Here is a 19971-nt window from a genome sequence, read left to right as displayed (position 1 = left end):
CAAGGCCGGGTAGTTAACGTTTTCGCAGGTCATGCAAGGCTTGTTGGGGTCCAGGCAGTGGCGGCGTACAGGCCCGGGCCGAGTTTGTGGATGAGGCCACTCTCGGCCCATCTGGAGAGCTGTCGATACATGGTCTCCATGGTGATGTCGCCGAAGTGAGAAGCGATGTCACGGGGGCGCCAGAGGCGGGTGGGGTCTTCCTCGAGCAGGCCCAGGATCCGGTGACGGCGCCGGTCGGCGGGGGCGGTGTTCCGATCGTCGCGGGAGATGGCGGGGAGTTGAGGGTGCGGTTTGCGAGGCTCGAGGACGCTGATATCGAGACGGGTGATGGTGCGGCTGGTGTCGGGCCTGCCGTCGTCATGGCGAGTGCTGTAACGGGACATCGGTGACTTGACCTTGCGGGTGCTGACGCGCTGCCGCCGGGGCGGCAGGAGACGGGCCAGAATCCGGTGCCCGATCAGCCCGACGCGGCCGACATCGGCGGGGTCGGTGATGACGGCGGCGGCCTGGACGACCTGGTCGCGGGCGGTCTGGAGGGCGACGGTGAAACAGCAACGGTCCGGATCGGTGCCGGGCAGCGACTCGGCGGCCTCGACCATCATGGTTCGCAGAGCCTGGTAGAGGGTGAGCAGGGCCCACATCTCCTGTTCGACGCCGGCCGGGTCGCCCGAGCGCAGGACACGCCCGTTCATGATCGTGTGGCGGAGCGCGTAGTACGCAGATTCGTGTTCCCACCGCTGGTGGTAGAGGCCCACCAGTGCGGCCGCTGGGTAGCGGCCGGCGTCGGTCAAGGTGGTGACCAGCCGGTAGGAGCCGGTGAAGACGGTACCGTCCGCGCAGGTCACCGTGATGTTCGCGTCGATCACACGTACCTTCTCGGCGGCGATCACCGACAGGTATGAGCCGTCGGCGAGACGTGTGAGAACGGGCGTACGCCGGTTGCTGCGGAGCCGGCCCAGGAACTGGGCGCGGGTCGCGGTGACGGAGGCGAGGAAGTCGTTGCCGTCGAAGCCCTTGTCCCACAGGACGAGCATGTCCGGCCGCAGCAGATGCAGCAGGCGCGAGGCATAGCTGGTCTCGCCCTCGGCGGTGGGCCCGAACACCGCGCCGAGCAGGGCCCGTGTGCCGGTCTCGACCAGCGTCATCAACTCCATTGTGGGATAGCCGTGATGGGAGGTTCGCCCCAGCCAGGCCCTGTTTCGCCCAGAGTCGGGGACCTTCTGGGAGCTGCAGCCGTCGAATGACACAGTCCGGTACGGCCCGAACCGCACTCCGGGTGTCGTCGGCCGGGCCACAGGCCCCGCGAGAACCTCGAATAACGCCCGCACCGGCGCGCTGCCCAGTCGTCGGCGCAGATCACGCAGGGCCTTCGGCGTCGGGGAGGCCACCGGCACTTCGGCCAGCCCGGCCGTCAGCTTGTCCCAGACCAGCCGGTAGCCGACTTCAGGGAACAGACACATCGCGAGCAGGAAGTAGATCCCCACCCTCGAAGGAAGATCACGCAGTCGTCTCTGTACCGAGCGGGTCTCCGCCAGGACCGCGTCGACCAACTCGAACGGCACGACGGCCGTCAGCTCGCCCAGATGCCCGGGCGCGAACCGGCCCGCAGCGACTGTGACCGTACGGGTGATGGCCATCACCGGGGCCGGCAGGACAGGATGAAACGGCAACGGAGCTCCTCAAGTACAAGCTGTCTTGGACGACTGCCTGTACCAACGAGCTCCGTTGTTCTGCGTCGGAAATCCTTCAACTGGCTTGCGTGACCTGCGAAAACGTTAACTACCCGGCCTTGGGTCAAGGCCGTTCGGCGAGTACTCCACACACGAGCTCGGCGTCCGGCCCGACGCGTACGACCCGAAACCGGACGTCGACTTCACCCAGCTCCGCGAGCAGGATCTGACCGCCGCCGGCCTCAGCCAAGCTGCCTGACTACCCAGCTGACGCCGGATTCAGCGTGGTGATGCTGGCAGGTTGGCGCAGTTGCGCGGTCGGTCGTTGCCGCTGATGGTGAAGTCGTCGCAGTGCAGGAAGTGATGGTTGGCCTGGCCGACCAACCAGCCCGCAGTGCCGACCACGACGACGATTCCGGCCAGCGCAAGGGCGAGCCGGTGGCCCCGGATCTGGTCGAGCTGGGGCACGAGCGCGGTGATCATCAGCCAGAGGGTAGGGGGTGGCTGCCAGTGCCACGCACAGTCCGATGGGGCCGAGGACCGGGTCGGTGGCCGCCTCCGTCACTGAATGGTCGATCGTCACGGCGGCGATGAGCCATGCTGCCGGCGAGGAGCAGCCGCACCGCCCACAGAGGCCCGGCAAAGACCTCGGGGACCACGAAGGACACCAACAGGGCGACCGTGGCGGTGACGACCACCGCGAACACGTCCTTGAAGAAGACCACCCCGAAGGCGCCCAGATTGAACGCCACCGACCACACCACAAGGCCCATGGCGATGCTCGCCACGAGGAACGCGCGCTGTGCCTGCGGTACTCGATGCGTGCTCACCGAACTCATTGTTCCGGCCAAGAACGCGATCCCTGGCGGGCGGTGGCTCCCGGCGCGCCGGGAGCCACCGCCGGGACCCCGACCACCTTCCCAAGGAGCCAGGACGACGGCTCGGGGCCGGGCATTCACGTGATGCCGAAGTACCTCTTGATGCCGTCGAGCATGAGCTGGATGCCGATCGTGGCGCCTGACCCTGCCGGCAGCGCGAGACCCCGGGCCTGAAGGAGCCCGGGGGTCGGCAGATCGGCGAGCGGTCAGGAGGCTGTCTCAGTAGTCCTCCCGCTCCGAGGGCGGCCCGTACTGCTCGATGAGGTCGCAGGTGCAGGTGGCGCCCTCGTACAGGCTCCTTTTGCACTCGTCATGGTGGGCCTGCTGTGGCAGGCGCTTAGCCGCAACGGGCTGCGCGGTGTCTGCGGCGTGCCGGGCGGTGGCCCGGAGTTCGATGTCCACGACGGCGGAGGCGATCTCGTCCTTGCGTCACTTCTCGGGGGAGTTGTGATTCACCAGGCCGCCCGCGTAGGCCATGCGCAGCAGTTCGGCCTTGGTGTGGTTGCGCATCAGCCCGCTCATGCGCTCCGTGCCCCGCGCTGCCTGAGTCTGGCGCCCTCCCTCGGCCGCGGTGTCGCCCCGGCCATGGTGTTCCTGCCCCCGCGCGTCCGACAGCGCGGGCTGGACGGGGAGGTCGACCGTCGCATCCGGGTTGTCGGGTTGGCTCGGCACCGATGCGGCCTTCGCCCACGGCACGCCCAGGGCGGCGAGGGCGGCCTGCGGGACGGCGTGCACGCGCGGTGAGCCGTAGATTCCGCCGGAGTCCGTGTGGATCTGCTTGATCTGCTCGGTGAGTTCCGCGTCGGCGCCGACGTTCGCACGGCTCGCGCTCTGCGCGGCGCCAGCGGTAGTACGTGGAGGAGGCGAGGTGCAGTTCCCGAAGTACGCACTCGACCCCCAGGTGCGGGTGCTCGTCGAGGAGCGCGGTCACCTGGGCCGGGTCGGGTCGATCTGGGCCGCCACAAGAGCCGAGGCCGTCCGCAGTACCTCGTTCGCCCGCTTGAGCTGGGCGTTCTCCTTGCGCAGCGCGACCAGCTCGGCGCGTTCGTCGGTGGTCAGCCGGTCGTCACGCTCGCCGGCATCAGCCTCGGCCTGCCGGATCCAGCCGCGCAGGGCCTCCGGGTGCACACCGAGGTCGACGGCAAGCTTCTTGATCTGGGGCTTCGGGTCCGTGGTGCGGTACATCCGCACCGCACGCTCACGCAACTCCAGCGAGTACTCGTGAAGGGGTCAGGAAGTGACCCAGGGGGACCGATGACGCTGTGCGTGCCGAGAATCTCGTCCGCGCAGGTCATCCCGCTTGCGGCCGCTGCCAGTTGCCAGTTGCCAGTTGCCAGTTGCCACGGCATGATGACCACTCGTGCTCCTGCGTCTCGCCTGTCTGACCGTGTCGAATGCCTTCGCCGCGTTCTGGCTTTCCGATGAGCGACCGCGCCAAGGACGCCGGGATCCTGGCCCTGTGTCACCAGATCACGGTCCTTGAGCGCCGACTCTGCCCGAGAAGGGTGAAGTTTGCTCGCGGGGATCGGGCCTTCCTCGCCGCGCTCCTGGCACCGCTGCCGAGCCAGGTGCTGCGTCGTCTCCGGTTCCTGGTACGTTCGGACACGGCGCTGCGATGGCACCACAACTCGTGAAGCAGCGACATGCCCGCATCTGCCGCCCCAAGCGGCCCGGACGGCCGCGCACCGTCCGCTCGATCCGGGCGCTGGTCTGGCGCCTGGCCCGCGAGAACAGCGGCTGGGGCTACCGCCGTACCCACGGGGAACTGGCCATGCTCGGCATCACGGTCGCCCCGTCCACCGTCCGGGAGATCCTCAAGGCCGAGGGCGTCGACCCGGCGCCGGAACGGACCGCCACCACCTGGGCCGGCTTCCCGCGCTCCCAGGCCGACGCCCTGCTGGCCATGGACTTCATCGAAACCATCACCCTGACCGGGCAGCGGCAGTACAGCCTGGCCGTCGTCGAGCACGCAACCCGCCGCATCCGCGTCCTGGGCACCACCGTGCACCCCACCGCGGGCTGGGTGACCCAGGCGGTCAAGAACCTCGTCATGGACCTTGAGGACGTGGGCGCGCACGCCGCCTGCCTGATCCGCGACCGCGACGCGACGTACCCTGCCCTGATCGACGAGATGCTCGCCGGCGTCGGCATCCAGAGCGTGCGGGGAGGGACGTGCCAGGGGTGGGCCTTGGCTGCGGGCTGGTCAGGTCCGCGGTGTGTCGTTGCCCGGCTGATCTGTGGGACGGCCGGCGGTGTCACCGGGGGCGGCCCGGATGATGCGCGGAGTTGAGGCCTCGTCCGACGCCGCCTCTGCTGTGGTCGGCGGCGCCTGGTCGGACTTCATCGCCTTGGCCTCGCTCTTGAGGATGCGGGCCGACTTGCCCATGGAACGGGCGAGTTCGGGGAGCTTCTTGGCGCCGAAGATCAATATGACGACGATGAGGATGATGGCGAGTTCGCTGATGCCGAACATGGGTGTCCGTCTTCTCCCCGGTGGCGGGCGGCAGGTGGCTAGAGGTGGCTGGCGATGGTGGGCATCAGGTCCTGGAAGGTGCGGCCGTTGGCCGGTTCCCCGAGGGCGGACATGTGCCATCCGCCGCTGGAGCGGTGGACCTTGGCCATGATCTGGGCGGTGTAGGAGCCGCCGCCGGAGAGGGTGTAGCGGGCCAGTTCCTGGCCGGTGTTCTCGTCGATGAGGCGGCAGAAGGCGTTCTGCACCTCGGCGAAGGTCTGCCCGGTGAAGGAGTTGACGGTGAAGACGATCTGGTCGACGTGGGCGGGCAGCCGCAACAGGTCGACGAGGATCGATTCGTCGTCGCCGCCTTGGCCGGCGCCGCCGACCAGGTTGTCGCCGGTGTGGCGGACCGAGCCGTCGTCGCTGACCAGGTGCTGGAAGAAGACGACGTCGACCGGCTCGTTGCCGGCGAAGAGTACCGCGGAGGCGTCGAGGTCGATCTCGCGTGGGCCGGTGAGCTTGGCCAGGAAGCCCTTACGGGGCGCCGCCTGCCATCCCAGGCCCATCCGTACGATGCTGAGCGGTTGCCCGCCGGTCTTCTCCAGGCTGATCTGCTGGCCCTTGGCCAGCGTGACTGTCACCGGTTTCCTCCTGGTGCTCGGGGGCCGAAGTGCGCTGCACCCGGCGGTGCATGGGGTAACCCACCTGAATCTACAGCACTGTAGTAGTGGCGGGCAGGGGCGCGCCCGGCCCCGGCCGGTACGGCATTGGCCCGGCGCACCGGTTCGGCCTGCGTGCCCGTCCGTGGGGGCGGTGCCAGTCCCGTGAGGGGAAAGAGGGGCCGGTGAAGTCCGGGTTGCTGTAGCCGGGGCTCCCATTCCGCTGTGCGGGAGGCGAGGCAGGGCGGGACTGCGGCGCGGGCGTGAGCGGCTGGTGCAGCTCGCGGCGCAGGAACGGAATTGGCCGCGGTGGCGGCCTGGCCGGGTGTGCCGGTGCCGTTGAGGACCTGGACGGTGATCGTGCGGGCCGGGACCGGCTCGGCGGCGGTCGGCTCGTCCTTGTCGACTTCCCTGTCCCCGGCGAGGGCGGTGAAGAGGGCGTGTGCCTGGGGGTACTGCCTTGGTGCGCCGGTGCCCTCGGGACCGGGCCGGCCCGGTCCGATCGCGGGATGCGCCAGGCTGTCTGTCCACGTGTCCGCCTCCCTGTGCCGCCCGGTGTGGCGGTTCGCTGTCCCGTGTCGTGATCCCGCCCGGCGGCCCCCGCATCCGTGCCGGCGGAGTCAAGAATCTACAACGGCGTAGAAGATGGTGGGGGCAGAGGGCATCGTGAACATGTGCGAGGGCTTGCTTGTGCGCCTCGTGTCCGGCAGCGACCAAGAGGGAGTGGCAGGTGGATGAGAAGCATGGTGGACCCCCGCTGCGTGAGCGTCCCCGCAGAGGCCCGGGCGAACTGGAGGCCCGTGTGCTGGCCGCGCTCGGCAGCGCTCCGGGGCCGGTGACGGCCGGCTGGGTGCGCGAGAGAATCGACCCCTCTCTCGCCTACACCACGGTGGTGACCACGCTGACGCGGCTGCACGGCAAGCAGGCCGTGGTGCGCCGCCGCGACGGAAGCTCTTATGTCTGGAGGGCCGTTTTCGACGCAGCGGGGCTGGCCGCCCGGCGCATGCGCCAGATCCTTGACCAGGAGAGCGATCGGGGCGCCGTGCTCAGCCGGTTCATCGCTGAACTCCCCCCGGATGACGAACGGTTGTTGTGGCTGGGACTCGACACCGCCAGCGCGGGCACGGGCAGCTGATGACGCCCGTTCTGCCATGGCCTTTGCCGGCTCGCGGAAATGGACATCGTGGAAACAGCATCGGGCGGGACACGACTCAGTACGATGAACCGCCGCCGCAGCGGCAGGCGGGGCCGGCAGGCGGGAGGTTGAGGGTATGACGGACCAGAACAGAGGCGGTATCGAGCAGGCCCCGCGCCGGCGCGGCCAGGGCGAGTTGGAGGGGCAGGTGCTCGCCGCGCTGCACCAGGCCCCCGGAGCGGTTCCTGCGGCCTGGGTCCAAGAACGCCTCGGTGGCAGCCTCGCCTACACCACGGTGATCACCATCCTGACCCGGCTGCACGCCAAGAGCGCGGTCGCCCGCCGGCGGGCGGGCCGCTCGTTCGAGTGGACCGCCATCGCCGACGCGGCCGGGCTGGCCGCCTTGCGGATGCGGAAGGTCCTGGACGCCGAGACCGACCGGGAAGCGGTCCTGGCCCGCTTCCTGACCAGCCTGACGCCAGGCGATGAACAGGTGCTGCGCGATCTGCTGGCCCAAGACCCCGGGCAGGCGGAAGACTGACCGCCATGGGGGTCTTCGTCTTCCTGCCGCTGGTGCTGCCGTTAACGGCCTGGCCCATCGCCCGCCTTGCCGAACAGCATCTGCACCCCAGGGCGGCGACCTGGCTGCTGTCGGCCGTCGCCGGGGTGCTCGCGGTGTGCAGCACCCTGTGTCTGGCCTTGCTGATGGTGGTCGGCACCGCGCAGCTGCCCGGCAACCCGTTGCCCGACGGCTGGTCGGACCCGGAGGTTCGCGAGGCCGTCCCCTACGACGAGATCGCGGGCAAGGCCGCCATCCCCGCCCTGCTCGCGGTGCTCGCAGCCTGTACGCGGATGGCGTGGCGCCACCACCGCGTGCGCCGCCGGGCCGAGCGCGCCCTTGCGGGCCTGCCGGCAACCTCGGTGGCAGTGCTGCCCGATGCGCTGCCGTACGCCTACGCGCTGCCCGGCAGGCGGAACCGGATCGTGGTGACCACGGGGATGCTGGCCGGGCTCAGTCCGGCCGAGCGGCGGGCCTTGTTCGCCCACGAGCGTGTCCATCTGGTGCGCCGCCACCACCGGTTCCTGCTCACCGTGCAGCTCGCCGCACGGGCCAACCCGTTCCTGCGGCCGCTGCGGACCGCCGTCACGTACTGCGCCGAGCGGTGGGCGGATGAGGAGGCGGCCACCGCTGTGGGCAGCCGGCGCGCCGTGGCGCTGGCGATCGGCAAGTCCGCGCTGATCTCCCGGGGCGCGCCCATCGCCACGCTCGCGCACTTCGCGGCCCCGGGTCCGGTGCCGCGCCGGGTCGCCGCCCTGCTCAAACCGGCTCCTGCCGCACGGATCTGGCCGCCGGTCTTCACCACGGTGGGCCTGGCCGCCTGGACAGCCGCTGCGGGCACCACCGTCTCGGCCCTGTCCTCGGCAAACTCGGCCGTCACGCTGTTCCTCATCCTGCACGCGGCCACACCGATGTAGCCGGCACCCTGCGATACACGGACCAGGGGTGCTGCCGACGAGCGGTGGCAGCACCCCTGTCCGGTGATCGGGTCAGTGGCGGGCTTTGAAGCGTTCGAGGGCGGCCACGCCCGCGGCGGCGAGGCCGATCTGGATGAGCCATTCGATCCAGTCGACGCCTTTGGTGTCCGCCACTCCCAGGCCCGCGGCGATACCCGTCCCGACGAAGGCCGCGGCGATACCGACGCCGATCGTCCACAGCACACCGATGCGCTGACGGCCCGGCAGCACCAGCCGTCCCAGCGTGCCGATGAGGACGCCGATCACGATGGCACTGATGACCCCGGAAATCTCCATAGCCGTCCCTTCCCGTGCGTCGTGTGGGGCTTAGAGGTCGAACTCGTGGGGCGGCAGGTCGAGGGCGTAGCAGGCTTCGCGCACGACCTGCTGCTCGTCCTTGTCGAAGTCGCCGTCGGCGCCGCCGATGACGATGCCGATCTGGATCACGGCGCGGGCCTCGGCGGGCTTCTTCTTGGCCTTGGCGACCTCCTGCAGGACGCTGACCTTGCCGAAGTCGAAGTCGGCGGCCAGCTTGTTGCAGTTGTCGTCGAAGCGGCGCTGCAGGTCCTCGGCGGAGAAGTTCTGCAGCACCTCGTTGGTGGCGATGAGCTGGGCCACCTTGCGGCGCTCGGACGGGTCGATGGTGCCGTCGGCCGCGGCGACGAGCGCGCACATCGCCATGCTGGCGTCGCGGAAGGCGCCGCTCTTGAGGTCGTTCTTCTTCGCGTTGAGCTGGGTCTGCATCGTCGATGCGGACTCCTTGATGCGGTCCCACAGGGCCATGCCAACTCCGTACGTCTCAGGGCCGTCCGGGCCGAAAGAAGGGGGCGGCCCGGACAACCACACCTTCTACATTGATGTAGAAGCTACCAGGGGTGGCAAGACTGCGAGGGCTCCTCAGTCCTCGCCGCCCTCTTCGTCCTCGTCGCCTTCGAAGAAGTCGCCCACCTCGTCGACGACTTCGGCCGCGATCATGCCGCCGACCACACCGACGGCGAGGCCCGCCGCGCCGGCCGCGACCACGGTTCCCATGCCGGGTCCCGAGCGGTGCCCGTGGCCCTCGCCGTGACCGTGTTCGTCCTTGTGGGGGTGGCCGCCGTGGTGCGACTCGCCGTGTCCGTACGATCCGTGAGAACCGTAGGAGGCGCGGTGCTCGACCATCTGACGGATCCAGCCGTCGACTTCGCCGCTCCAGTCGATCTGCTCGACGCCCTGGTGGCTGACGGTGAAACGGGACACCGTGTCGTGGCTGCCGGAGAAGAGTCCGCCGCGCTTGTCGGCCTCCAGGACCACCTCCACGCCGGCCGGACCGGCCAGGAAGGTCACCTCGATCTCGTTCATCTGGCGCGCGTACTGCGGCGCCGGGGCGAGCTCGATCTCCTGGTAGAAGGGCAGTTGCTGACCCGTGCCGCCGATGCGCCCCAGCTCCAGGTCCGCGGACTTGAAGCCGAAACCGAGCTGCCCGAGCGCCTCCAGGACCGCCTCCTGGGCGGGCAGCGGGCGCACCGCGAGCTGGTCGAGGTCACCCTTGTCCTTCGCTCCCGCCACCGCCAGCTCGGTGCGCACCCCCAGCACGATGCCCAGGCCCTGCCCGTACAACTCGGTGATGGGGGTCTCCCACGGAAGCATCACGCTGAAGGGCACGCTGTGCGGTTCGCCGGCGGCGAGGCGGAAGCTGCCGCCGACGGTGAACCGGTCGAAGACGACAGCGCCCTCGGACTCCCCGCCGTCGTGCTCCGCCTCGACGCGGGCCACCAGCTCCAGGGTGATGTGCTCGATCGTGAAGTCCGCGTCGCCGCCCTTGAGGTGGACCTGCCCGCTCAGGGTCCCGCCGGGAAGCACCGCGCCCGGATCCAGGACCGTGTCCACCGTGGGCCCGCCCACGCCGAGCGAGCCGAGCAGCCGCTTGAACACCATCGTGGCGTTCACTCCTTCATGTGTACGTACGGTTCTTGACCCCACCGGGCGGCAGACCCTGAAAGGGGGTCCGCCGCCCGGCGGGAGTGGTTACTTGGCGGAGGCGTCGAGTGCGGCCAGGGCCTGCGCCCAGCGCGCGTACTTCAGCTCGGCCAGATCGGCGACCGTCTTGACGCCGAACGCCTCCTGAAGGAGGTCGCCCTGCCGGTCCGAGACCCCCTTCAGCGCGGAGGCCGGCGCGGCGAGGATCTCCGGCAGGCTCTTGTCCGCCCACGCCTTGTCCAGCACCTTGTCCAGGTCGATCGAAGCCACGACAGCCCTCCCAGGGAAAACACCGATGGATAATCCGGACAGCGGGCCGTCGGGGTGGCCGTGACCGGCGGATAACGCCCTGTTCCAACCCGTGCCGCCCTCCCGTCCCTGCCCGTCGCCCGCAGGGCGGCCGGGAACATCCGGCCCGCCCCTCGCGTTATCTACACGCATGTAGAAGCATAGGGGTGAGGCGGCCCGCACGGACGACACCCCGGCGGAACGTCCGAAAACCACCCGTGCGGACGGCGGAAGCCGCCCCGCAAGGCGACTTTGCCGCCCCTTTACCATGGGGGTCCGGTGTAGTCGCCTCACCGAACCACGCCAGGATCCGCCCGATCCGATGAGCCAAGAAGGAGCAGCAGACCCGCCATGGGTGAACCTCCCAGTCCCAGCCGTGCCACTGCCCGCCCGCCACGCATACGTGAGGGGTCGGGGGTGGCACGGTGACCGAAGTCCTGCTCCTACTCCTGGCCCTGGCGCTCACCTTGGCATGTGCGGTGTTCGTCGCGGCCGAGTTCTCCCTGACCACGATCGAGCGCGGTGAGCTGGAGCGCGCCGCCGCGGCCGGTGAGCGCGGTGCCGACGGCGCGTTGAAGGCCGTACGCACGCTGACCTTCCAGCTCTCCGGCGCGCAGCTGGGCATCACGGTGACCTCGCTGGTGATCGGCATGCTCGCCGAGCCGTCGCTGGCCGCCCTGCTGCGCGGCCCGCTTCAGGCGGTCGGCCTGCCGGCCGGCGCGGTCTCCGCGGTCTCGACCCTGCTGGGCGTCACGATCGCCACGGTGGTGCTGATGGTGGTCGGTGAGCTGGTCCCGAAGAACTGGGCGATCTCCAGCCCACTGACCGTCGCAAGGCGGTGGCCGGCCCGCAGCGCGGCTTTACCGCCGCGTTCGTCCCGCTGATCCGCCATCTGAACAACACCGCGAACCGTCTGGTGCGCCGCTTCGGGCTGGAACCGCAGGAGGAGCTCGCCTCCGCCCGCACCCCGGAGGAACTGGTCGCACTCGTCCGGCACTCCGCCCGTGAGGGAGCGATCGAGGCGGACTCGGCCGAGCTGTTCGTGCGCACCCTGCACCTGTCCGAGCTGACCGCCGAGAACGTCATGACCCCGCGCGTGGACGTGAAGGCCCTGGAAGCCCACGCCACCGCGGCGGACGCGGCGAACCTCACCCTGGCCACCGGCCTGTCCCGCTTCCCCGTCTACCGCGACAGCCTCGACGAGGTCATCGGGACCGTCCACATCCGCGACGTCCTCGCCCTGGACGAGGGCCAGCGGGCCGTCACCGCGGTCACCGAGCTGGCCACCGAGCCGCTGCGGGTGCCCCACTCGCTGCCGGTCGACAAGCTGCTGGGACGGCTGCGCGCCTCCCGTACCATGGCCGTGATCATCGACGAGTACGGCGGCACCGCGGTCGTCGCCACGGTCGAGGACATCGTCGAGGAGGCCGTCGGCGAGGTCCGCGACGAACACGACCCGCACCAGCAGCCCGACCTGATGCCCGTCGCCCCGTCCCCGGACGGCCGGCCGGTGTGGGAGGCCGACGGCAGCCTCCGCCTGGACGAGCTCAAGGAGATCGGCTTCCAGGCACCGGAGGGCCCGTACGAGACCCTGGCCGGCCTTGTCGCGACCCGTCTGGAGCGCATCCCGGCCCTGACCGACCTCATCCACATGGACGGCTGGCAGCTGGCCGTCCTGACCATCGAGCACCACCGTGCCGACCGGGTCCGCATCACCGCCCCGGCCGCCGCACAGCCGAGCACGGAGGATGCCCGATGACCACGATCCAGCTGCTGATCGGCGCGCTCACTCTGATCACCAACGCGTTCTTCGTCGGCGCCGAGTTCGCCCTGATCTCGGTACGGCGCAGCCAGATCGAACCGGCCGCACTCCAGGGCAACCGGCGGGCGAAGAGCACCCTGTGGGGCATCGAGCACCTGTCCGCACTGATGGCCACCGCCCAGCTCGGCATCACCGTCTCCTCCCTGGTGCTGGGCGCGGTCGCCGAACCCGCCATCGCCCACCTGCTGGAACCGCCGTTCCACGCCATCGGCGTGCCCGAGGCACTGATCCACCCGATCGCTTTCGTCATCGCGCTCACCGCGGCGACCCACCTGCACATGCTCATCGGCGAGATGGTGCCGAAGAACATCGCACTCGCCGCACCCGCGCCGACCGCGCTGCTCCTCGGCCCGCCGCTGGTGGCCCTCACCCGGGCGCTGAAGCCGGTCATCTTCGGCATCAACGCCTTCGCCAACACCCTGCTGCGGCTGCTGAAGGTCGAACCGAAGGACGAGGTCACCTCCGTCTTCACCGACGACGAACTCGCCCGCCTGGTCAAGGACTCCAGCGAAGCAGGGCTGCTGGACCCCACCGACGTCGAACGCCTCCAGGACGCCCTGGAGCTGGGCACCCGCCCGGCCGGCGAGGTGATGGTGCCGCTGAACAGGACGGTCACCGTGGGCCACGCGACCACCCCGCAGCAGTTGGAACGCGCCGCCGCGGCCTCCGGGTTCTCCCGCCTGCCGGTCACCGGCCCCGCCGACGAGGTGCTGGGCTACCTCCACATCAAGGACGCCCTGGGCGTGGCCGAGCGCACCCGGCCCTTCCCGCGCAGCGCCCTGCACCCGGTCATCCAGGTCGAGATCGACACCCCACTGGACGACACCATGACCGCCATGCGCGCCGCCGGCACCCACCTGGCCGCCGTCACCGGCGAGAAGGGCACCGTCATCGGCTTCGTGACCATGGAAGATGTCCTGGAGGAACTGGTCGGCCCCAGCCCCTCTACGGCGGTCTGAGCCGTCCGGCAGCCGGGACGGTCAGCCTGCCTGGCATGGACGCTGCGGCGCCGACGGACCTGACGGGACGGGCGCCGCTGCGCAAAACCGCGCTCGAACCCATCACCGACCTGGGTCTAAGGCCACCTCGATGGCGGGCCGTCGCCGCAGCAGCCGAACTCTCGCCCGCCTTCGTGATCCAGTACTTCAGACGCAAGCAGGGACTGCGCGCGGCGGTCGACCAGGACGTACCTGGCCCAGATCGCCGACGCGCTGAGTAGGACCGACAAGGACTCGATGCCCTGGAGTCCGAGCTGGCCGCCTGGCCGACAATCCGGCCCCGCGAAGACGCATCCCGAACCGTTCAGCGCCATGTTCCGCAGCGGTGAGAGCCGGTGGCGCCACAGCCATCGGTGAGGCGGTCAGAGGCCGGAGCGCATCACGGAGACCGGGCAGTGGGAGTGGGGAGGGCGGCCTGGCTCACCGTCCCAGGAGCAAGCCGGTGAATCCGTTGTGCCCGCGCGCCGACCACCATCAAGTGGGCGGCCTTGCTCGTCTCGACCAGTGCCAGCGGGTGCGCCCGCGGTCCAGACGGGGCCCTGCCATGACGCCCCGGTAGTGGTCGCGGTGTTCTGAAAAGCCTTGGCCAGTCTTCGCTGCTCCTTCTGGCGGAGCCTGTCCAGATCGCCACCAGGCTCCACACGGAGCGGCCCCGAGCAGGCTCGCCATGATCGGGATCGGCGCGGATGCTTTGTACAGGGGAGTGGGGCCCTCCACCGTGATTCGGATGGGACACAGCCCGGCCTCGTGCCGTCATCGTGCCGGACCCAGGCAGCCATCTCGTGGTGGTGGCGACCTCGCAGGGTTATACACCTAGCCGCGTTTGCGGCCCGGGGCAAGCGCTGGCCGGCCACCCCGTTGTGGCCGTTGGACCCTGTGCGCGGAGCGCGGCCGGGGCGAGGCTGGAGGAGAGTGGTCATGGCGTCTGAAACGTGGGAGACACGATGAGTGGTCTGGTGGTCGTGGGAGTGGACGGATCGGCGTCGAGTCTTGCTGCGGTGGTGGTGGCGGCGCGGGAGGCAGGGTTGCGCGGGGCGGGTCTGCGTGTGGTGCATGCGTTCATCTGGCCCGCGATGCACGTGCCCCTGGGGCCGTCGCCGCTTGGCCCGCCCGAGGGCGGGATCCGGAACATGGTGGAACGTCTGCCGGCCGAGGCCGTGGAGCGGGCGCGTGCTGTGACACCGGAGGCCGAGGTCAGTCATGCCCTGGTGACCGGCGAGCCGCTGACGGTCCTTCAGCCGCAGTCGCGTTCGGCCGAGCTGGTGGTGGTCGGGTCCCGGGGCATGGGCGGTTTCGTCGGGCTGCCGGTGGGATCGACGGCGGTGCATCTGGCGGCACACGGCCGGTGTCCGGTGCTGGTCGTGCGTGAGCAGCCCGCTGCGGAGGGTCCGATCGTGCTGGGTGTGGACGGTTCGGCTGTCGGTGAGTCGGCGGTGGACTTCGCCTTCGCGGAGGCCGCGCTGCGGAAGGCTCCCTTGCTGGCGCTGCACGCCTGGACCTCGTGGAACGCGCCGGCGCCCGCCCCGTACGACCGTCGGCCCCGTACGCGAACCCGCCGGGCGCGCTCGCCGACGAGGAGGAGGAGAGTCTGCTGTCCGAGGCGTTCGCCGGTCACCGGGAGAAGTAGCCGGATGTGGTGGTGGAGCACAAGGTGGTGCACGGCAGGACGCGGGAGACGTTGATCGAGGCAAGCCGGTCCGCCCAGCTGGTGGTGGTCGGTGCCCGGGGACGCGGCGGCTTCGCCGGGCTGCTGCTCGGCTCGGTCAGCTAGGCCCTGCTGCATCACGCCCACTGCCCTGTCGCGGTGGTGCGGGGAGAGGACGCGCGTCACTGACTGCCCCTTGCACGGGGCTCGTCGCCCGCGTTCCGCACTGTGGGCGGGCGGGGGACAGGGTGCCGGGTGGGTGCGAAGCGGGTGAGGACGGGGCCGCAGACCGCGAGGAGCATCACGTAGGTGGTGACCAGGGCCGCCAGGCGGCCCTGTGCGGGGGCGGCCAGGCCGATGATGACGACGGAGAACTCGCCGCGGGCGATGAGCGCGGTTCCGGCCCGCAGCCGGCCGCGGCGGCCCGCGCCCTCGCGGCCGGCGGCATACCAGCCGGTGGCCAGCTTGGTGGCCGCTGTGACCACGGCCAGCGCCGCGGCGGCGGGCAGCATGGGCAGCAGGTCGCCCGGATCGACGGACAGGCCGAGGGCCAGGAAGAACACCGCGGCGAACAGGTCGCGCAGCGGGCTGAGTACGGCGCGGGCCCGGTCGGCGGCGGAGCCGGTCAGGGCGAGTCCGATCAGGAAGGCGCCGACGGCGGCGGAGACGTGGATGATCTCGGCCAGCGCGGCCACGATCAGGGTGATGCCCAGGACCCGGAGCAGCACCAGCTCGGCGTCGGGGTGGGTCAGGATCCGGCCGACATGGTGGCTCCAGCGCCAGGACGCGGTGATCGCCCCGGCGATGGCCGCCATGGCCGCCAGGACGGCGAGCAGTGCCTGCCACCAGGTGCCTCCGGAAGTGACGACGACGAGCAGGGGCAGGTAGGCGGCCATCGCGAAGTCCTCCACCACCAGTACGGACAGCACCGCCGGGGTCTCCCGGTTGCCCAGGCGGCGCAGGTCGCCGAGCAGGCGGGCCACGATGCCGGAGGAGGAGACGTAGGTGGCGCCGGCGAGCGCGAGGACGCCGCCCGCGTCCAGGCCGAGCAGCCAGCCGGCGACGGCGCCGGGGGTGGCGTTGAGGGCGAGGTCGACGACGGCGGAGGTGCGGTGGCGGTGGAGGCTTGCGGTGAACTCCCGGACGGTGAAGTCCAGGCCGAGGACCAGCAGCAGGAGGATCACACCGATGGCGGCGCCCGTGTCGACGAAGTCCCGGGCGGCCGGAACCGGGAAAATCCCGCCGTCGCCCAGGGCAAGCCCGGCCACCAGGTACAGCGGCACGGGTGAGAGGGCGAAGCGCCGCGCGACGGTGCCGAGCAGGCTCAGCGCGGTCAGGATGCCCCCCAGCTCCAGCAGCAGGGCAACGGGTGTGTGCACCGCTCAGCCCTGGATGATGCGCTGGACGCCAGCGATGCCGTCGTGGGTGCCGATCACCACCAGGGTGTCTCCGGCCTCCAGGGTCTGGCCGGGGCCGGGTGAGGCGATCACGTCGTCACCGCGGACGACGGCCACGATCGAGGCGCCGGTGCGGGTCCGGGCCCGGGTATCCCCCAGGGCCCGGCCGACGAACGGGCTGTCGCGACGTACCTCGACCTGTCCGGCGCTCAGGCCGGGCACCTCGCGGGTCAGGTCGGCGAACCGCTCGGCGATGCGCGGAGCGCCGAGGATCTCGGCGAGGGTGTCGGCTTCCTGACTGGTGAGCCGGAGGACCGACTGTGCCTCGTCGGGGTCGTCACTGGGATAGACCACCAGCTCGAAGTTGCCCGTGCGCTGGGCGACGACCCCGATTCGGTCGCCCTCGTGGTTGACGAACTCGTACCGCAGCCCGACGCCAGGCAGCAGTACCTCGTTGACGTCCATGTGGATCTCCCCGTCAGTCATGAAGGCGGTCTCCCGCTGGGACCCGTACTGCCGCACGCCGTGTCCGGGTATTGCGGCTGGTGGGTACTCGAGACGGGCGCCGCAGGTGCCCGGCCGGTACGGATTGATGGTCAGTGTCCCGACCACACGGGGCGGGTCGGCAGGGCCGAGCGGTCCCTCGTGCGGCCGGATGGCCCCTGGCCGCGGCAGGCGGCGGCCCTGAGGCTGGGAACTCAAGGGGCCGCGTGTCGGCGGCGTACCGGGATGGGAGAGCGCAAGTGAGTGATCCGGTGATCGTGGGTGTGGACGGTTCTGTGTCCAGTCTGGACGCGGTCGACGCGGCGGCTCGTGAGGCGCACCTGCGCGGCGCGACTCTGCGGATCGTGCACGCCTTCGGCCATGCGCCGGGTCATCCGTCGGCCGGTGGCCCGCCGTGGAGCCCGGTCGGCCACGGCCTGGACCCGATGGTGCAGGGGGCGCTGGCCCGCGCCGAGGAACGGGCGCACGTGGTGGCGTCGGACATCGAGATCACCCGGTCGGTGGTGGCCGGTGAGGCGCTTGAGGTACTGGAGATCGAGTCGCGCTCGGCGTCGCTGGCTGTGGTCGGCAACCGGGGCCTGGGCAGTTTCGCCGGGCTGCTGGGCTCTACGGCGGTCCATCTGGCAGCCCACGGCCACTGCCCGCTGATGGTCGTGCGCGGCCGCCCCGATCCGGCCGGTGCGGTGGTCCTGGCGGTGGATGGCTCCGAGGCCGGCGAGGCGGCGGTGGAGTTCGCGTTCACCGAGGCCACACTGCGCAAGGCGCCACTGGTGGCCGTACACGTGTGGAACACATGGAGTGAGCGGGCTTATGAAGGCCCCGGCGACCCTCTGAGCGCTGTGGTGGCGGATGTCGACCGTCTCCGTGAGGCCGAACAGCACCTGCTGGACGACACGGTGGCGGCCTGCCAGGAGGTCTATCCGCAGGTTGTGGTGGAGCGGCGCCTGGTGCGTTCCCGGATCCGCCCGGCCCTGATCGACGCCAGTCGGGGGGCCCAGCTGGTGGTAGTCGGTGCCCGGGGGCGGGGCGGCTTCGCCGGTCTGCTGCTCGGTTCCGTCAGCCAGGCCCTGTTGCACCACGCGCACTGCCCCGTCACCGTCGTCCGCGGCAAGGAATGACCGTGCCTCAGCAGCCCCCCCACCCCAGCCGTGCAGACGCCCCCACAGTGGGTGACGGACGCCCACCGGCGGGATGCCTCCGAGGTGGCGGACCTGCTCGGAGCGGCCCCGGCCACGGGCCTGACCACGGCGGATGCCGAGCAGCGGGCCGACGCGTGGGGAGCCAACAAACTGGCCGAACCGGCCCGCCGGCCGCAGTGGCTGCGCCTGCTGGACCAGTTCCGCAGCTGGCTGATCGGTAGCGCCCCGGGTCGAATCGGGGTCGAATCAGAGCGGTTTCCTCTGACTGCCTCCGATCGCCTCTGCGACCCGTCCTTGCAGGTCACAGCCGGTCCGATCCCGGAAACCCGCAGGTCAGAAGGGTGCTCCAGGAATACCCGGCGTACAGCCCGACTCGTCTGCCGCTCTGTATTTTCGCAGGTCAGGGCCTATTTTCCTAAGCTGGTCAACCCCTCGGGGTCGAATCCGGGTCGAATCCGGGCTGTAAGTATCGTCGTCCCTGTCCACTACCCATGCCGCATACTCGGGTATTCCGGGTGTCACATGTGGTCCAGTGTCGTTGTGCAGCGGACATCTCGGAATCTGATGCACGCGGCAGTACATGTACGAGGTGTCTTCTTGCCGACCTGTGGTAGCTATTCAGCAGGGTGTGATCGGTTCGCGGACCGTGCGGCGTGATCGCTAGGGTGGCGGTGTGGAGGATCCCGACTGGTCTGCGAAGGACCTTCTTGCCGAGTTGGCCGCGGTACGCGGCGAGTTGGCGGCTTCCCGGGCCGAGGCGGCCGCGAAGGACGAGCGGATCGATCAGCTGCTGGTCCAGATCGCGGAGTTGACCACGCAGGTCCAGGCCCTGGTACTGCGGCTGTCGAGGGATTCCTCGACCTCCTCGAAGCCGCCGTCCTCGGACGGGCCGGGCAAGCGGCCCCGTGGCGGGTCCTCGCGTACCCGCTCGGGACGCAAACCGGGCAAGCAGCCAGGTGATCCGGGCACCACCTTGCGGCAGGTAGAGGATCCGAACGAGCGGATCGTCATCCCCGCTCCGGCATCCTGCGCCGGCTGCGCGTCCTCGCTGGTCAAGGTTCCGGTGGCCGCGGTGCGCCGCCGTCAGGTCTTTGACCTGGCCACCCCGCTTCCGCCGCAGGTCATCGAGTACGCCGCGGACGTCAAGTGCTGCCCCGGGTGCGGAAAGAAGGCCACCGGAGTCTTCCCGGCCGGAGTGGAATCGGCGGCCCAGTACGGTCCCGATGTCACCGCGAAGGTCGCGGACGCGGTCCTGGGACACCACATCCCGGTACACCGCTCGACACTGCTGGTGATGGAACTGTGCGGGATGAAGGTCTCCACCGGCTTCGCCGCATCCCTGCGAGGCCGGGCCGCCCGCCTGCTGGAGGCCGGGTTCCTGCCCTCGGTCCGCGCCCTGCTCTCCGGCGCACCCGTCGTGCACGCCGATGAGACCTTCACCCGCACCCGGGCCAGGACCGTCTTCCTGCACGTGGCCTCCACCGCGCACCTCACCCTGATGCACACCGGTGACCGCTCGGCCGCGACCATCGACGCCGGCCAGGTCCTGCCGCACCTCAGCGGTGTCCTGGTCCGCGACGGATACGCCGGCTACACCCACCTCGACCACGTCCTGCACGCCTGGTGCGGCGCGCACCTGCTACGTGACCTGCGCGGCATCCATGAAGCCGACCTCCAGGGCCAGCTGTGGGCCCGCGCCATGGCCGACACCCTCCTGGAAGCCAACCGTCTCGCGTCCGCCGCCCGCGACACCGGGCGCGAGGAACTCACCGCCGACGAACTGCGCACCATCCACCGGCTCTACACAGGAGCACTGGCCCGCTCCCGCCAGGACAACCGGAACAAGAACACCGAACTCGCCCGGCACGCCCGCACCCTGGCCAAACGTTTCGAGGAACACCGCGAGG

At 70.4% G+C, this 19971-nt stretch carries 23 protein-coding genes and 2 pseudogenes; 11 read left to right on the top strand and 14 right to left on the bottom strand.

Annotated elements, in window-relative coordinates; genetic code table 11:
* Nucleotides 1-29: 29 nt before the first annotated feature.
* From B9S61_RS28205 to B9S61_RS28180, 6 genes are all read right to left on the bottom strand, one after another.
* Complete coding sequence (locus B9S61_RS28205) at nt 30-1670, bottom strand: IS4 family transposase (protein ID WP_103544761.1); 1641 nt, start codon at nt 1668-1670, stop codon at nt 30-32.
* Between the two features lie 279 nt (nt 1671-1949).
* Entirely contained in the window at nt 1950-2153 is a 204-nt protein-coding gene (locus B9S61_RS28200; protein ID WP_103544760.1) for a hypothetical protein, read from the bottom strand.
* The gene (locus tag B9S61_RS41750) at nt 2153-2500 is read right to left on the bottom strand and encodes a hypothetical protein (RefSeq protein ID WP_103544759.1); all 348 of its coding nucleotides are present in this window, start codon (nt 2498-2500) and stop codon (nt 2153-2155) included. Before B9S61_RS41750 ends, B9S61_RS28200 begins: the two co-directional genes overlap by 1 nt.
* Before the next feature lie 267 nt (nt 2501-2767).
* Nucleotides 2768-2950 carry a hypothetical protein gene (locus B9S61_RS28190; protein WP_103544758.1) on the bottom strand — a complete coding sequence of 61 codons (183 nt, stop codon included), beginning with the start codon at nt 2948-2950 and terminating at the stop codon, nt 2768-2770.
* Nucleotides 2951-2977: 27 nt separating this feature from the next.
* Nucleotides 2978-3283, bottom strand: a complete 306-nt coding sequence (locus B9S61_RS28185; RefSeq protein WP_103544757.1) for a hypothetical protein — start codon at nt 3281-3283, stop codon at nt 2978-2980.
* 192 nt (nt 3284-3475) lie between these two features.
* A complete protein-coding gene (locus tag B9S61_RS28180) occupies nt 3476-3754 on the bottom strand; it encodes a transposase (RefSeq protein WP_258039893.1) in 279 nt (92 codons plus the stop codon).
* 409 nt (nt 3755-4163) lie between these two features.
* On the opposite strand from B9S61_RS28180, the gene B9S61_RS42720 reads away from it, so the two are divergent.
* Nucleotides 4164-4838, top strand: a complete 675-nt coding sequence (locus B9S61_RS42720; RefSeq protein ID WP_308457794.1) for a helix-turn-helix domain-containing protein — start codon at nt 4164-4166, stop codon at nt 4836-4838.
* Here B9S61_RS42720 and tatA read toward each other — a convergent pair.
* Entirely contained in the window at nt 4752-5021 is a 270-nt protein-coding gene (gene tatA / locus B9S61_RS28170) for a Sec-independent protein translocase subunit TatA (protein WP_103544755.1), read from the bottom strand. The genes B9S61_RS42720 and tatA overlap by 87 nt on opposite strands.
* 38 nt (nt 5022-5059) lie before the next feature.
* Complete coding sequence (locus B9S61_RS28165; RefSeq protein ID WP_103544754.1) at nt 5060-5644, bottom strand: TerD family protein; 585 nt, start codon at nt 5642-5644, stop codon at nt 5060-5062.
* 748 nt (nt 5645-6392) lie between these two features.
* Between B9S61_RS28165 and B9S61_RS28160 the strand changes: the two genes are divergently transcribed.
* From B9S61_RS28160 to B9S61_RS28150, 3 genes are all read left to right on the top strand, one after another.
* Complete coding sequence (locus B9S61_RS28160; RefSeq protein ID WP_181007575.1) at nt 6393-6797, top strand: BlaI/MecI/CopY family transcriptional regulator; 405 nt, start codon at nt 6393-6395, stop codon at nt 6795-6797.
* 136 nt (nt 6798-6933) lie between these two features.
* Nucleotides 6934-7338, top strand: coding sequence for a BlaI/MecI/CopY family transcriptional regulator (locus tag B9S61_RS28155; RefSeq protein ID WP_103544753.1), 405 nt, complete (start codon nt 6934-6936; stop codon nt 7336-7338).
* A gap of 5 nt (nt 7339-7343) precedes the next feature.
* Nucleotides 7344-8273, top strand: a complete 930-nt coding sequence (locus B9S61_RS28150) for a M56 family metallopeptidase (RefSeq protein ID WP_103544752.1) — start codon at nt 7344-7346, stop codon at nt 8271-8273.
* A gap of 72 nt (nt 8274-8345) precedes the next feature.
* Here B9S61_RS28150 and B9S61_RS28145 read toward each other — a convergent pair whose 3' ends face one another.
* From B9S61_RS28145 to B9S61_RS28130, 4 genes are all read right to left on the bottom strand, one after another.
* Nucleotides 8346-8609 (bottom strand): GlsB/YeaQ/YmgE family stress response membrane protein, encoded by a 264-nt coding sequence (locus B9S61_RS28145; protein ID WP_103544751.1) that lies wholly within the window; start codon nt 8607-8609, stop codon nt 8346-8348.
* Nucleotides 8610-8639: 30 nt separating this feature from the next.
* Nucleotides 8640-9095 (bottom strand): tellurite resistance TerB family protein, encoded by a 456-nt coding sequence (locus B9S61_RS28140; RefSeq protein WP_103544750.1) that lies wholly within the window; start codon nt 9093-9095, stop codon nt 8640-8642.
* A 114-nt stretch (nt 9096-9209) separates the two neighbouring features.
* Nucleotides 9210-10229: a sporulation protein gene (locus tag B9S61_RS28135; protein WP_181007574.1), complete on the bottom strand. Its 1020-nt coding sequence runs from the start codon at nt 10227-10229 to the stop codon at nt 9210-9212.
* A 90-nt stretch (nt 10230-10319) separates the two neighbouring features.
* Complete coding sequence (locus B9S61_RS28130; protein WP_103544748.1) at nt 10320-10541, bottom strand: hypothetical protein; 222 nt, start codon at nt 10539-10541, stop codon at nt 10320-10322.
* A 443-nt stretch (nt 10542-10984) separates the two neighbouring features.
* Here B9S61_RS28130 and B9S61_RS28125 point away from each other — a divergent pair.
* The 4 genes and pseudogenes from B9S61_RS28125 to B9S61_RS28115 all read left to right on the top strand — a co-directional run bounded on the left by B9S61_RS28125 (nt 10985) and on the right by B9S61_RS28115 (nt 15150).
* Nucleotides 10985-12318 (top strand): annotated as a pseudogene (locus B9S61_RS28125) (hemolysin family protein).
* Nucleotides 12315-13340, top strand: coding sequence for a hemolysin family protein (locus B9S61_RS28120; protein ID WP_103544747.1), 1026 nt, complete (start codon nt 12315-12317; stop codon nt 13338-13340). Before B9S61_RS28125 ends, B9S61_RS28120 begins: the two are co-directional and overlap by 4 nt.
* Before the next feature lie 35 nt (nt 13341-13375).
* Complete coding sequence (locus B9S61_RS40445) at nt 13376-13600, top strand: hypothetical protein (protein ID WP_146064974.1); 225 nt, start codon at nt 13376-13378, stop codon at nt 13598-13600.
* 723 nt (nt 13601-14323) lie between these two features.
* Nucleotides 14324-15150, top strand: a pseudogene (locus B9S61_RS28115) (universal stress protein).
* 56 nt (nt 15151-15206) lie between these two features.
* Here the strand turns inward: B9S61_RS28115 and B9S61_RS28110 are convergent.
* On the bottom strand, nt 15207-16403 hold the full coding sequence (locus B9S61_RS28110; protein WP_103544746.1) for a cation:proton antiporter: 1197 nt from the start codon (nt 16401-16403) through the stop codon (nt 15207-15209).
* A 3-nt stretch (nt 16404-16406) separates the two neighbouring features.
* A complete protein-coding gene (locus tag B9S61_RS28105) occupies nt 16407-16907 on the bottom strand; it encodes a cation:proton antiporter regulatory subunit (protein WP_258039892.1) in 501 nt (166 codons plus the stop codon).
* Nucleotides 16908-17164: 257 nt separating this feature from the next.
* Between B9S61_RS28105 and B9S61_RS28100 the strand changes: the two genes are divergently transcribed.
* The 3 genes from B9S61_RS28100 to B9S61_RS28090 form a co-directional block, all read left to right on the top strand.
* Nucleotides 17165-18043: a universal stress protein gene (locus tag B9S61_RS28100; protein WP_181007573.1), complete on the top strand. Its 879-nt coding sequence runs from the start codon at nt 17165-17167 to the stop codon at nt 18041-18043.
* Nucleotides 18044-18073: 30 nt separating this feature from the next.
* Nucleotides 18074-18721: a cation-transporting P-type ATPase gene (locus tag B9S61_RS28095; protein WP_308457793.1), complete on the top strand. Its 648-nt coding sequence runs from the start codon at nt 18074-18076 to the stop codon at nt 18719-18721.
* A gap of 16 nt (nt 18722-18737) precedes the next feature.
* The coding region (locus tag B9S61_RS28090; protein WP_146064883.1) for a transposase at nt 18738-19971 on the top strand (1234 nt) is incomplete at its 3' end.

Origin of the sequence: Streptomyces sp. SM1 (assembly GCF_002910825.1) — a bacterium.
GTDB classification, from domain to species: Bacteria; Actinomycetota; Actinomycetes; order Streptomycetales; family Streptomycetaceae; genus Streptomyces; species Streptomyces okerensis.
Note: the sequence above shows the minus strand (reverse complement) of the source record. Positions and strands in the feature narration are given on the sequence as shown.

Bases quoted from the DNA above. Each gene is read 5' to 3' on its own strand.
- B9S61_RS28145 (WP_103544751.1), bottom strand. From the start codon at position 8,609: ATGGAGATTTCCGGGGTCATCAGTGCCATCGTGATCGGCGTCCTCATC.
- B9S61_RS28105 (WP_258039892.1), bottom strand. From the start codon at position 16,907: ATGACTGACGGGGAGATCCACATGGACGTCAACGAGGTACTGCTGCCT.
- B9S61_RS28135 (WP_181007574.1), bottom strand. From the start codon at position 10,229: ATGGTGTTCAAGCGGCTGCTCGGCTCGCTCGGCGTGGGCGGGCCCACG.
- tatA (WP_103544755.1), bottom strand. From the start codon at position 5,021: ATGTTCGGCATCAGCGAACTCGCCATCATCCTCATCGTCGTCATATTG.
- B9S61_RS28200 (WP_103544760.1), bottom strand. From the start codon at position 2,153: ATGATCACCGCGCTCGTGCCCCAGCTCGACCAGATCCGGGGCCACCGG.
- B9S61_RS42720 (WP_308457794.1), top strand. From the start codon at position 4,164: ATGGCACCACAACTCGTGAAGCAGCGACATGCCCGCATCTGCCGCCCC.
- B9S61_RS40445 (WP_146064974.1), top strand. From the start codon at position 13,376: ATGGACGCTGCGGCGCCGACGGACCTGACGGGACGGGCGCCGCTGCGC.
- B9S61_RS28140 (WP_103544750.1), bottom strand. From the start codon at position 9,095: ATGGCCCTGTGGGACCGCATCAAGGAGTCCGCATCGACGATGCAGACC.
- B9S61_RS28150 (WP_103544752.1), top strand. From the start codon at position 7,344: ATGGGGGTCTTCGTCTTCCTGCCGCTGGTGCTGCCGTTAACGGCCTGG.
- B9S61_RS28120 (WP_103544747.1), top strand. From the start codon at position 12,315: ATGACCACGATCCAGCTGCTGATCGGCGCGCTCACTCTGATCACCAAC.
- B9S61_RS28155 (WP_103544753.1), top strand. From the start codon at position 6,934: ATGACGGACCAGAACAGAGGCGGTATCGAGCAGGCCCCGCGCCGGCGC.